We start from the raw sequence: 12,883 nt of genomic DNA, 5'->3' as shown, positions 1-12,883 counted from the left end.
TCACCCGGTTGGCGGGACTACTTATCCACATGGATAGGCAAACTTGCACGGATTAATTTTCATTTTAATACCATTGTAGGAAAAATAAAAAACTTCTATACATTACGCTAGAAAGTAATAGAACTAAAAAAGGTACTGCCATATGGCAGTACCTTTTTTATATGTATCAAGAAATGATATCGTAAATCTCAATTGCAACCATGTCGATATTATCGAATTGGTACACTTGAGGTTTTTCACCTTGTTGATACACTTCTAACTCATACATTTCACTTTTATCGAAAAATTTCACGCTACATTTGCGCTCACCGTTCACTTCAAAATAGCGTTGTGCTACTTCACCGCTTTCAGCTTGTTCTTGTAGACTAACAAGTCGAGTTAAAATTCCTTGGAGTAGAGACATGAAATCTCTCCTTTCTCTGATCTTCCTACCAATAGGTTTTACAGCTATACTCATTCTATCCGTCATAACAGAAAAAATGTTCCACACTCTAGGATAAAGGTTATTGACCAGAAACTCAACTAAAAATTTGTCGAAATGCGAAGGAAAAAACAGAAAGAACATATTTCCCCTTCTTTATTGCGGTTTTTATACTGGAAGAATATAATAAAAAACAGAAAAAAGGAGGAATTACAATGAAAAAAATTGAGGTTTATACACAACCCGATTGTCCGCCATGTGTTATTGTGAAAGAATTTTTGAAGCATAATAACGTTGCATATGAAGAATTTGACGTAAAAAAAGACGCTGCTGCTCGCAATCGTCTTTTATACGACTATGATTCCTATTCAACTCCAACAGTCGTAATTGATGGCGAAGTAGTTGCAGGTTTTCAAATTGAAAAGTTACAACAACTACTCAATATAGAATAGGAATAGGTAAATACCTATTCCTATTCTTATCCCGCTATTTGTAGGTAGTAAAACTCCCACCCAAAATTTAGCTAAAGTCAAAAAGTTACATGAGAGAGTACTCCCTCCCACTAATTAAAAGTTTCACTTTATAATTGTTGCAACCTTTTTATTTCAGTTAAAAGTTCCTGACTTTCATGATATCCTGCTAACTTCCATTTATCTTGATCCCTTTTTAATGTTACAATTTGATATTGCCCACTTTTTGTCCGCTCATATACATATAAATTTTTATGTTCTTCATCATACGACATTTTCGTTTCTGAATTAAAAGAAAACGGTGCTTCTTTTGCCGGAAGTAAATATTCACCACTTTGTTTATCACTTCTGCTATTTTCATCTGTAAATACTTGAAGGAAATTATCTGTAAAATACGGTGATAACGTCTCTATCATCTTATTCATCGGCAAATGCTTCCCACGAATTGAAAATTGGGTTTCATAGCCTTTTTGTATCGTTGTAAATACTTCTTTCCGATCAACTTCCACTTCCTCTTTCCCTAAAACAGTCGTAACACTATAACCAACTAGAAAGGCAACACATACAAATAGAACAAGCCATATTCCATATTTCCTCATTTTTTCACCTTCCTTTTAAAAGAACTTGTCTTTGTAGTATTCATTGTAACAATGATTATGCAAAGAAAGGACAGATTTCGTTCGTAAAATCTTTACAACGATAGACAGCATTTTCATCACCATTTTCACTATTACCAATTTATGATAAAAACAAACAAAAAATGCACGAATCTCTTCGTGCATTAAAATAAAACATCTTCTTCATATAAATATTCATAAGATAAATCTATAAATAAAAAGTTGTCATCATCAATCGGGAAAGAAAATGTTCGTACCATTTCACCCGTTTCGATATCTGCATATAAATCTGAAAGCCTCGCCTTATTCTCAAAACGCATTTTCATGATATTCTCGAGAAAATACGGGCGCCAACTCCAGTTCTTCATATAATAATCCGGCATCACAATCCATTCTCCATCTTTTTTCATAACATTTCCTGATTGTTGGAAACCATCTTCATTACAAATAAATATACGAAAACTACACTGTGATACACTTTGACTAAATTGTAATAACCAATTATTTATATCTTCATTCTTTTTTTGTTTTGATAAAACATCGCCAATTCGATCGCGTAACATCTCTGTTAAATTATAAATTTTTTGTAACTTCTTCTTTTCATGCTGAATAAACTGATGACATTCATTACCAAGTCGCTCTTTCAAAACATTCGTTTCAATAAAATCAGGTAAACATTCTTTCAAATAATTACCTTGATAATATCTTCCACCGTTTTTCCAAGCATATTGCAGTTGATAAAAAGCATCTATTTCTTCATATAACAAGGTTGCACCAATTCTTCTAGCAAGTAATGATAAAGAATATAAAATATCTTGATAAGATTGTAAAAGTGCTGTTTGCCTTAAGTTCGTTAAATCTACTTTTAAAATATCAGGTGCTAACACGCTAATACGCTCTAAATTACTTGTGCCCGTTCCGACTTTATTAATCGAAATTTGAATACCATATGTACGATAATACATAAGCAAATGATTAAATTGCTCTATATCTTCTTTACATTCATGCTCTGTAATCTCTAAAACAATTTGTTTTAAATTTAAACCTTGTTCTTCATACCTCAATAAAAGTTGAAGCAAGCTTTCATCATCATCATTCATTAATACATTAGCATTTCGATGTATAAATAATAATAATTTTTGATCGCTTTCTAAATAACGATTTAAAGCTTTTTCTACTATAATGTTATCCGCTTCCAGTTGAAATTCACTTGGAATCGAATCATCGTGAAAGAAAGAAGCTAAACTTTGTATGCCCTCTTCTGTTTGAATACGTCCTACTACTTCATATCCAATTACAGTATGCTCATCAGCACTAAAAATAGCTTGATAATAAGGAAGGACTTTATCCAAGTTACTCATTACATCTAATGCATCTATCAACGTGCTTCCCTCCCTTTACTTTTCAAAAATTATAACATGATATTTACGGAAAAATAATAAAAAATCCCTTCAGTTTTCCTGAAGGGATTAGAGGGGTAAAATGCTAAGGGGAATTAGCAATTCTACTATGAAGAAAAAAGAGGTCTTAAATATAACGTATATATGACCTCTTGTAAACACTTTTCTTTCACATGTAACAATTCTGTCACATTTAATCATAAAAAAATGAATCAAACATTCATTTTTTTATCCCTTTTAAAATGGATATTGATGTAAATGTTGTCCTCCATCCATTGTCATGCAAGTTCCATTTATGTACGCAGCTTCATCTGAGCATAAATAATAAGCTAGACCAGCGATTTCTTCTGGCGTACCCAACCTTCCAAGCGGAACACTTTGTATCGTACGCTTAGCCATTTCTTCTGAAATCCATAATTTATCAGCACCGCCCGTACGTTCAATTGGTCCTGGCGCAATAGCGTTAACTCGTATTCCATATTTACGTCCCCACTCAACAGCGAGCGTCTTCGTCATCGCTAATACTCCTGCCTTCGCTGCAGCCGAATGAATCACTCCTGGCCCTGCATCCCATGCATACGTTGCTACCATGTTAATGATATTCCCTTTTATACCTTTTTCAATCCAATATTTTCCGACAGCATGGCTACAATAAAATGTACCGTTTAACACAATATTAATGACTGAATTCCAGCCATTCACAGATAAATCTTCTGCTGGACAAATAAAGTTGCCAGCTGCATTATTTATTAAAACATCAATTCGACCAAACTTCTCATCAATCTGTTCAATCATTTTCTGAATGTCATCTGTATTTCTTACATCCATTTGTACAGGTAATACTTGCCCTGGAAATTGTTCAATTTCCAACTTTGTTTCCTCTAGTTTTTCCTTTGTACGTCCTGTAATAACAACTCGTGCCCCTTCTTTTGCAAAACGAGTTGCCATTCCTTTTCCCATTCCACTCGATCCACCTGTTATAATAACTACCTTTTCTTTCACATACATCCCCTCCAAAAAATGAATACACATTCATTTTATCACTTTATTTAATAGAAATCTTTATATTTTTAAATTTTTCTGATATTTTAACATAAAGAACTTTCTTTCATTCATTTTTTTCGTAATCTATACTAATTTTTTGTTATGTAAAATATATTTTAAATAAACTGAAAGGAGATTTGAGTATCCTATAAATGGAATAAAAACATTGAGGTATACTCATATTTTTATGAAGCACATTACAAGAAGAGATTTTTTAAAAATTGGTATGCGTACTTGTCTCTATTCATTTATAACCAGTAGCATCGGATACTACTATGCTAAATATATAGAGCCCCATTTCATTTCTTTTACACAGCACACATTAAAATCACAACTCATCCCAAAAAGTTTTCATGGTATGAAAATTCTTCAATTCAGCGATTTACATCTCGGATACTATTTCTCGCTTCAACATTTATCTCAAGTTGTTTCTAAAATTAATGCTGTAAATCCAGATATTGTCCTTTTTACTGGAGATCTCATTGATAATTACCAAACGTATACTGACACCCCTTTCGTTGCATCCATTTTAAAAAATATACAAGCCCCCTTCGGGAAATTCGCTATTTATGGGAACCATGATCACGGTGGATATGGAACGGAATACTATGAGCACATCATGCGTGAATCTGGATTTGAACTATTGCTAAATAGTGAAAAAAGAATTCATCTAATGGATAATAGTGAAATTTCTATTTTCGGTCTCGATGATATACTACTAGGCAAACCAAAAATAGAGAAAACATTAGAGCATGCACGGCAAAATACTTATAACATTGTTCTTGTTCACGAACCAGATATCGCGCCCCAAGTTTCCAAATATCCAATCAACTTGCAACTTTCTGGTCATAGCCACGGCGGACAAGTACAAATTCCTTTTTTAGGAGCTATTATTACACCATCACTCGCCAAAGACTATATTGAAGGCTTCTATACAATTCAGGATTTAACTCTCTATGTCAATCGAGGCTTGGGAAGAACACGTGTCCCATTCCGTTTTATGTCAAAACCTGAAATTACACTTTTTATACTCCAACATTCGTAATAATTCGCCTATTTTCTTGCATATCCTTTCTTGTACGCGCTCATCCACGTTTCATTTACCATATGATGAAAGTGAGTCCAATAAAGGAGGTATGTTCATGTATCCATATTATCAACCAATCCCAGTCCGTTCAGCACCTATTGGTCCAGTAGGCGATTCACGCTTCTTCCCGTTTTTTGGCGTTCCCTTTCTAGCTGGAATTGCTGGTGGATTACTCGGCGGAGCATTAGCTTTCGGCCCGCGACCATTTTACCCACCTTATCCACCACCTTTCCCGCCGCCAGCACCTTATCCTTGTTACGGTGGACCATGTCAACAACCATACTATTACTAAGTTAAAATAACTATTCTTTCAAATATTATTCTCTCAACGAGCCACCTCATTACACGCTTATAATAAAACTATTGTTTCTACTCATCCTTCCATTTTGGGAGCATATGAGTAGAAAAAAGTAAAAACCTCTTATGGACATAAGAGGTTTTTACTTTTTTCATTTTCCATTTTTCATTATTCAGCGTCTGTATTTTGATACGCCATCTTAAACAACTTCACTTGGCTATCAATTTCTTCTGTACTACCATTAATAACATAATAGTAATCACCATCTTTATTTTGTTCACGTGTTTTCACATTATCAGCTAATGTAAGCTGTAAAATCGCCTTAATTCGTGCCTTCATTTCAATATCTAATATCGGGAAAGATATTTCCACTCGCTTCTCCATATTTCGCGTCATCCAATCAGCTGAAGATAAATATATTTTCTCCTCGCCATTATGATGGAAATAATAAATACGGCTATGTTCTAAATATCTTCCAACAACACTAACTACACGAATATTTTCACTTACATTTGGAATACCAGGTCTTAGACAACATGTTCCTCGAACAATGAGCTCTACCTTTACTCCAGCTTGTGATGCTTCGTACATTTTTTTAATTAATGGTTTATCTGTTAATGAATTCATCTTAGCGATAATGTATCCATTTCCATATTGCCTATGATAACGGATTTCTTCATCTATTAAATCCATAAATTGCTCTCTTATATCAAATGGAGCAACCGATAAATGATGAAAATGTGGCTTTGTTGTATAACCACTTAAATAATTAAAGAAATTGGTTGCATCGACCCCAAAGTCTTTTCTTGATGTAATATATCCAAAATCAGTATATAACTTCGCTGTTGCATCATTATAGTTTCCAGTTCCGAGATGTACGAACCTTTCAATTTTTCCGTTTTTTCTTCTTACAACTAACGTAATTTTACTATGTGTTTTCAAGTGACTTACACCGTAAATAACATGACAGCCTGCCTGTTCCAATTCTTTAGCCCAATGAACATTGTTTTCTTCATCAAATCTTGCCTTTAATTCAACTAATACCGTCACTTGTTTTCCTTTTTCAGCCGCTATCTTTAACGCCTGAATAATCGGTGAATCACCACTTACTCGATATAACGTTTGTTTAATCGCAAGTACATTCGGATCGTCTGCCGCATCACGGACAAAATCAACTACCGGCTGAAATGATTCAAAAGGATGATGTAATAAAATATCATGCTCAATTGCTTTTTCAAATACATCTTCTTCATCACCTAAGTCTTGAGGCGGTTGCGGAATAAGAGCCGGATATACAAGATGTTCATATAAAGGAGCTAGTTTTTTATATAAAGAAAACAAGCATGTTAAATCTAATGGACCATCCATTATATATACATCTTCATCTTTTACTTCCAGAACCTCATATAATAACGCTAATACTCTTTCATCAATGTGTTCTTTCCCAACTTCTAAACGTACAGCAGCCCCCCACTTACGCTTTTTTAATTCTTTTTCAATTACCTTTAATAAATCTCTCGCACCTTCTTCATGAATCGTTAAATCGGCATTGCGTGTAATACGGAAACGAGTAACAGATGATACTGTATATCCCGTAAATAATTTATGAGTAAAGCTACTAATTACGTCTTCTAATAAAATAAATTTATGCTTTTGCCCTTCGCTCGGTAAAATTATGAAGCGCTCAAGTAATGAAGGAACTTGTACAATTCCTAACTTCGTCCTGTTTTCTTCTTCCGCTTGCTTCTCATCATATAAAAGAGTAGCTAAATTCAAACTTTTGTTTAATAACATTGGAAATGGACGATATGCATCAATAGCTACAGGAGTTAACACAGGAAAAATTTGCTCATCAAAATACTCTTCTATAAATTCTCGCTGCTCTTTCGTCAAATCATTGAATGTTAAACGTTCAATCCCCTCTAATTCAAGCGCTGGCAATACATAATTTTTAAATGTATCATATTGTACTGTCATTAGTGCATGGGCTTTTATCGCAATTTTATTTAATTGCTTTTTTGGTGTGAAGCCAGCTTTATTTTCTGGTTGGTTAAATCCAGCACTCACTTGATCCTTTAATCCCGCTACGCGTACCATAAAAAACTCATCTAAATTCGAACTAAAAATACTAATGAATTTCAATCTTTCCAACAGTGGATTATTTGCATCTTGCGCTTCTTGTAAGACACGTTCATTAAATGCTAACCAACTTAGCTCTCGATTATTGTAATAAGCTGTATCATTTAAATTTACTGCATTCCCCTTCAATAATTCCATTCTCTTCACACTTCCCCTTGAAACTTTTTTACTATAATTTAGTTACTTTTATTTTAGCAAATTACAATATTATAAAATGTAATTTTTTTGTAAAGACATCCGTACAACCTAATGTTTTAGTTCAAATGACAAGTTAATATTCGTTTTTAGTACTCTTTCTAACTGTTTTTTTTGTTTTTCAGCTTGCACTTTTTCCGCTAATGCCGATTGTTCACATAAAGCTTTAAACGTTAATCCTTCTTCATTTTCTGTTATAGATATCGTATCAACAAGCGATCGTTGCCTTACATTTAAAGTAGCTGAAAATTGTAAAACAGCTCCTAATAGGCGGATTTTTTTTTGTTCGCTTTTATCAAACCAACCTTCAAATGGAGATAAATGTTGTTTAAATAACATTTTTGATTTATACGATGCAATAAGTGCTAGCCTTACTCGATCTTTATGCATCATGCCATCAATTGTCTTATTCGCTAATAAATAAAACGTATGTAAACGGCTCGCTTCTTCGTCTATATATTTGCCTATATTAAATACTTTCGCTGCTTGATGGAACACTTCCCAGTCTTTTACTGACATAGAAATAAGCCCTATTTCCTCAAGTTGTTTGCAAATTAGTCTTCCATGTTTAATAAGTTGAATAACAAATTCCATATCCATTTCATATTCGTGTGATAGTAAATGCAAACTTTCTTCAACTACGTTCGGATAATATGAAATCCCCAAATCTTTTGTCAACTCTTCATAGAAAACACCTTCTCTTAACCCTTTTCTACTTAATACAAATGCCGGTGCCTCTATAACATTAACAAGTGTATGAAATACTTCAACCGCTGGAATAATCGTATCCGCTCGATCTTTTGCCAAGCCTTCCAATTTCTGAAGTTCTATGAACGACAATTTTTCCAATTCATCTTTTACATTTTCAATATCCTCTTCTGTCATCTTGTATAAATGTAATCCTGCTATAGGATAACATATTAAATTTTGATGGATTTTTACTAAGTTCCTCGCACTACCACCAATTGCAATAAGAGGCAATTTCTTATTGATTAACCATGGTAACGTTCGAAATTGAAACTCTAAATACTGTTGCATTCCCTCTAACTCATCTGTAGTAGGAATATCGCCTTTAATAAATTGTCGCTTTAAAGAAAGTGCCCCAAAAGGAAAACTATGGTACTCTAAAATCTCTCTATTTCTAAAGTATGTAACTTCCGTACTTCCCCCACCAATATCTACCGTTATTCCTTCTGAAAACGATGTAGAATTCATAACCGCCAAGTATCCGTAACGCGCTTCCTCATATTCTGATAATACTCTAAGAGTAAAGTCCGTTTGTCCTTCAACAAGCTTTTTAATTTCCTCTTGATTCTCAGACTGTCTAATTGTTGCTGTTGCAACACAAAGTACATGATGCAACTGATGGAACCTTGTACTTTCTTGAAATTGCACTAATGTCTGTAATAATACTTTTATTCCCTCTTCATTCAACACACCATCAATTAAGTAATTCCTTAACCTAGCAACCACTTTCGTATTTTCAATCTCTTTATAAAAACCTCCATTTTGCTTTTCATAAATAACTAAACGCATTGTATTAGATCCAATATCTATAATGGCATACTGTTGTTTTAATATTTCTTTCAAACTTCTCACTCTTTCATTATCAAATTTCAAAAACATATTCTATTACTATTATACAAAATAGTTGTTTTTTGTAACAATATTGCTTTAATATTGAAAATATATACAATCACTTTTTGCATATAATAAAAACCTCTTTTATTTATGGTATAATAATGAAAAATTGAAAGGAGATTCAATATGAAACCTTCACAACCACAATCTCAATTACAAAACCAACATTCTATTAATCGACTAGCTCAATCTATTTTCGTTGTGAATCGTCATGCTAAAGCAGCTACTAACCCTAAATATTTATACTGGTTAAAAAAGACAGCTTTAGAACGTTTGATTGCTGAAAAAAAAGCAATTAAAGAAGGATTACATTTTTCTAGAAACCCACGTTTTAGCCAACAACAATCTGATGTCCTTATACGTTTAGGCGATTATTTTTTCCACATCCCTCCTACAAAAGAAGATTTTCGAATTCTACCGCATCTTGGTCATCTTGAATCCTCCTATCGAAATCCGAAAACAACCTTATCTTTAACAGTAGCAAAAAAAACACTTCAAGATTATATTGGTCCTGAAGCATTGAAACAAGAAAAAAAATTAAGTGAACCTGTTCCATGGTATAGTCGTACTTATACAAAAAAATAAAACAGTTTGGCCAAGTGTAGGCCAAACTGTTTTATTTTTTCTCTTCTTTAATTTTAATATTTGCTTGTTTATAAAAAGCTACTTTTTCTGTATTATAAGACTTTGTGAATTCATTAAATTTATCTTTTTCTGACTCAATATCCTTATAAGATTGATTTACTACTTTTACTTTTTCACTAATATCTTTTAATTTAGTACCTTTATCTTGTAACATTGTATATAACTCTTTTTCTTGTTTTAAAGATTTATTATAGCTGTCATACATTTTATTAAATGAATCGTGTCGTTTCTCATAAGTGCTTTTCACTTTATCAGCTTGATTTTTCAACTTATTATCTTCAATTTTTTTCACATGCTTATCAGCTGACTTCACTTCTTCTTGCGCTTTATTTAAAGCCTCTTTTTCTTTTGTAAGTACTTTTTCTCGTTCAGTTGTATTCTTTGCTGCTTGATTCAGTTTTTCTTTAACAGTTTGATTATTATCTTTTCCCTCTTGCACAATCTGGTTATATAATTCTTGTCCTTCTTTCTCTAAATCCTCAAGTTTTTTTGCATCTTCAAACATTGTTTTTTCTTGTTTAGCAGCATTTTCAAACGCTACATATAATTCTTCTTCCGGTTTCGGTCCAAAACAACCGGCTAATAAAGTCATTGATAATGCAGTTATAATTGCTAATTTACTATATTTCAACATCTCTTCCTCCTACTTATAAACGACCATCGTGTAATATAAAAAAGTTATAAAATATGTAATTGTTCTATACACTCGCATCTTTTTTACGAAGATCATTAATATTGTTTGTACAAATTATTACTTAATATTACATTATTCTTTTTGAAGTATTTAGCAGTTCCATATCCATTTTTAAGTATAGTACTTCGTGTTTTTTAAAACCTGTTCACACTATGTATTCCCTTAATGGCCACAGAATTTCACCTCAGTCTTAATAAGACTATAATAGTTCACCTGATAAAAGGTGATCGTCCCGCTCTCACGTCTATCATTCCCTTTCCAGCTTTCTATCAAATAATCTCTTTGTTCATTTTACACAGTACAATCGATATCTCGCAACAACTTACAAATATTCTTTTCATTTCCTAAAAAGGAAAAGTGTAGAGCTTGCTTTCCTCTACACTTTTAAAATAAAACACATTGTGCAAATTGCATTGGCACTACCATCATAATTATATGCTTATTTCATATATTTTTAAAGACTTTTATTACAAACGCAGCGTTTTTTTGTAATAAAAGTCAAAAAAATGTTACAAATAAAACTTCTTCCTATCATATATCTTCAAATCAAAGTTTTACTCATTTTCTTGTAAATTTCTATACTGGTACAATTGATTTTGCGACTTTCTCAACAGTTCTTCAAATGTTTTTCCTTCTACTGGATAGCTAGCTGCTCCAAATAGAAGAGTGACACTGAGTAAATCACCTTCTATTTCACTTTCAATATTTTTCATTAATCTGTTTGTTATTGTTGATGTTTCATGACCATTATCAATTGCTACAATAACATACTTATTTTCATCCCACTTTGTAACAACATCTCCCTTCCGGATTGTCTTTACAATGGTACTCTCCAATTTTTTTACTAACACTCCCAATTTTTTTTCTTGCAACGTGTCTTTTAATCCTTCCCATTCTTTTACAGAAAGAATGTACACTGTAATATTACGGGAATCTCTTTCAGATAAAGCGGCTACTTTCCCAAAAAAATCAACAACAAAATCGTTGCTTGCCATTCCTCCTACTTCCACATTCATACGCTTGCTCGCTCTTTTATCGTACCAATGTCCAAAATAATAACTTAGTATCATTTGCAATATATAAATAATAAAGACGGTATAAAATGATCGTGAATCCAGTTTTGCAATTACATCCTGAAGTGCAATCCATTCTGTAACTGCCACTGTATTCCCAAGTAATAACCCACTAATTTTCCCTTTATGTTTCATACTTCTCCCCCCTTTTATACCAATATATGTTTCTATATCAATAATGTTTTTCTACAAAATAAAAAATGTACATATCCAATGTACATTTCTGTTTAAGCTTGTATACCTTTTCTACTCTATTTCATATATATAATATATAACTTTTATAGAAAGGAGTAATCTATATGCTACAAAAAGAGAATCTATCAGATTCTATGCGTTTACTAGCTGGTTTTCTATTATCATTAAAATTATTATTTACCTCTTTCGGCATACACTTTATTACAAACGATCAAATCGACGCTATTGTTAATGTTGTTTCATTTTTATTTATTCTATACTTTGGCTACAAAAATAACTATGTAGGAAAAAAAGGAATCGAACAAAAGAAAATACTCAAAAAACACAACCTTCACTAAAAAAAGGAACCTTTTGTATAGGTTCCTTTTTATCATTGACGCACAACAACTTCATTTGTTTGCAGTGGACCATATGATATCTCTTTATCTTGAAATGTATATGTAGCCTGAAAGAATGCTTGTTTAAGAGCTTTATCTTTATTAGCTTTTATTTTACAACGTAGTTCCACCTTTTCATTCGGTAACAAATCATCAATTCGCCACCTTACAAGCTGGAATAAAAACTCACTTATCCCCTTATCAACTTTTAAAGAATTAGGAATATAAGCAAAGTAATCTCGAATCATATGACTTACAACAACTCTCGAAATCATTTCTACCCCTTTATTTTCCACTTCAATTCGCATAATAAGTATGTCGTTTACATCGTAGGTCAATTCATACGAAAATTGTTCTGTATACATACTACCGATTTGTAATGTAACGGCTACTTGAGGAAATTCATTTTCCTTTTTCGATCCGTCAATCCACAATACTGGTTGTAGCGGTATTGAATACTTTCCTGTATTCGAAATTCGCCCCCATATTTTCATAATATATATTCACCTCATTTCAGATGTACCATACACACAATGAATTCCCAAAATTACTAAAGCTTGCTACAAGCAATGTTTAATATTTCTCTT

Annotated in this window: 14 protein-coding genes; 5 read left to right on the top strand and 9 right to left on the bottom strand. The window is 32.6% G+C overall.

Features of this window, described 5'->3' with window-relative positions:
• Positions 1–166: 166 nt before the first annotated feature.
• The gene (locus MR170_RS00700) at positions 167–403 is read right to left on the bottom strand and encodes a YkuJ family protein (RefSeq protein ID WP_000055151.1); all 237 of its coding nucleotides are present in this window, start codon (positions 401–403) and stop codon (positions 167–169) included.
• 233 nt (positions 404–636) lie between these two features.
• Between MR170_RS00700 and MR170_RS00695 the strand changes: the two genes are divergently transcribed.
• Positions 637–873, top strand: a complete 237-nt coding sequence (locus MR170_RS00695; protein ID WP_000717875.1) for a glutaredoxin family protein — start codon at positions 637–639, stop codon at positions 871–873.
• A 128-nt stretch (positions 874–1,001) separates the two neighbouring features.
• On the opposite strand, the gene MR170_RS00690 is transcribed toward MR170_RS00695, so the two are convergent.
• The 3 genes from MR170_RS00690 to fadH form a co-directional block, all read right to left on the bottom strand.
• Positions 1,002–1,490 (bottom strand): DUF3993 domain-containing protein, encoded by a 489-nt coding sequence (locus MR170_RS00690; protein WP_001233804.1) that lies wholly within the window; start codon positions 1,488–1,490, stop codon positions 1,002–1,004.
• 182 nt (positions 1,491–1,672) lie between these two features.
• Complete coding sequence (locus tag MR170_RS00685; RefSeq protein ID WP_016080443.1) at positions 1,673–2,890, bottom strand: EAL domain-containing protein; 1,218 nt, start codon at positions 2,888–2,890, stop codon at positions 1,673–1,675.
• Positions 2,891–3,145: 255 nt separating this feature from the next.
• Positions 3,146–3,910, bottom strand: coding sequence for a 2,4-dienoyl-CoA reductase (fadH, locus tag MR170_RS00680; protein ID WP_000660913.1), 765 nt, complete (start codon positions 3,908–3,910; stop codon positions 3,146–3,148).
• A gap of 229 nt (positions 3,911–4,139) precedes the next feature.
• Here fadH and MR170_RS00675 point away from each other — a divergent pair, with 229 nt between their 5' ends.
• Both MR170_RS00675 and MR170_RS00670 read left to right on the top strand, forming a co-directional pair.
• Positions 4,140–4,997: a metallophosphoesterase gene (locus tag MR170_RS00675; RefSeq protein ID WP_029443153.1), complete on the top strand. Its 858-nt coding sequence runs from the start codon at positions 4,140–4,142 to the stop codon at positions 4,995–4,997.
• Between the two features lie 97 nt (positions 4,998–5,094).
• Positions 5,095–5,331, top strand: coding sequence for a hypothetical protein (locus MR170_RS00670; RefSeq protein WP_000283738.1), 237 nt, complete (start codon positions 5,095–5,097; stop codon positions 5,329–5,331).
• A 174-nt stretch (positions 5,332–5,505) separates the two neighbouring features.
• Here MR170_RS00670 and MR170_RS00665 read toward each other — a convergent pair whose 3' ends face one another.
• Both MR170_RS00665 and MR170_RS00660 read right to left on the bottom strand, forming a co-directional pair.
• The gene (locus MR170_RS00665) at positions 5,506–7,614 is read right to left on the bottom strand and encodes a polyphosphate kinase (RefSeq protein WP_016080441.1); all 2,109 of its coding nucleotides are present in this window, start codon (positions 7,612–7,614) and stop codon (positions 5,506–5,508) included.
• 108 nt (positions 7,615–7,722) lie between these two features.
• The gene (locus MR170_RS00660; protein ID WP_242306761.1) at positions 7,723–9,297 is read right to left on the bottom strand and encodes a Ppx/GppA family phosphatase; all 1,575 of its coding nucleotides are present in this window, start codon (positions 9,295–9,297) and stop codon (positions 7,723–7,725) included.
• 141 nt (positions 9,298–9,438) lie between these two features.
• Between MR170_RS00660 and MR170_RS00655 the strand changes: the two genes are divergently transcribed.
• On the top strand, positions 9,439–9,897 hold the full coding sequence (locus tag MR170_RS00655) for a YkyB family protein (protein ID WP_000804864.1): 459 nt from the start codon (positions 9,439–9,441) through the stop codon (positions 9,895–9,897).
• Positions 9,898–9,928: 31 nt separating this feature from the next.
• Here the strand turns inward: MR170_RS00655 and MR170_RS00650 are convergent, their stop codons facing one another.
• On the bottom strand, positions 9,929–10,591 hold the full coding sequence (locus MR170_RS00650) for a YkyA family protein (protein ID WP_242306760.1): 663 nt from the start codon (positions 10,589–10,591) through the stop codon (positions 9,929–9,931).
• A 614-nt stretch (positions 10,592–11,205) separates the two neighbouring features.
• Positions 11,206–11,859, bottom strand: a complete 654-nt coding sequence (locus tag MR170_RS00645) for a diguanylate cyclase domain-containing protein (protein ID WP_016080438.1) — start codon at positions 11,857–11,859, stop codon at positions 11,206–11,208.
• A gap of 164 nt (positions 11,860–12,023) precedes the next feature.
• On the opposite strand from MR170_RS00645, the gene MR170_RS00640 reads away from it, so the two are divergent.
• Positions 12,024–12,257: an SPP1 phage holin family protein gene (locus MR170_RS00640; RefSeq protein ID WP_016080437.1), complete on the top strand. Its 234-nt coding sequence runs from the start codon at positions 12,024–12,026 to the stop codon at positions 12,255–12,257.
• Positions 12,258–12,289: 32 nt separating this feature from the next.
• On the opposite strand, the gene MR170_RS00635 is transcribed toward MR170_RS00640, so the two are convergent.
• Complete coding sequence (locus MR170_RS00635) at positions 12,290–12,790, bottom strand: hypothetical protein (protein WP_016080436.1); 501 nt, start codon at positions 12,788–12,790, stop codon at positions 12,290–12,292.
• Between the last annotated feature and the right edge of the window lie 93 nt (positions 12,791–12,883).

Source organism: Bacillus cereus group sp. BfR-BA-01524 (assembly GCF_022662595.1).
In the GTDB taxonomy this organism is placed as follows: Bacteria; Bacillota; Bacilli; order Bacillales; family Bacillaceae_G; genus Bacillus_A; species Bacillus_A thuringiensis_S.
The sequence above is the reverse complement of the archived record's forward strand: the minus strand, read 5'-3'. Positions and strand labels throughout refer to the sequence as shown.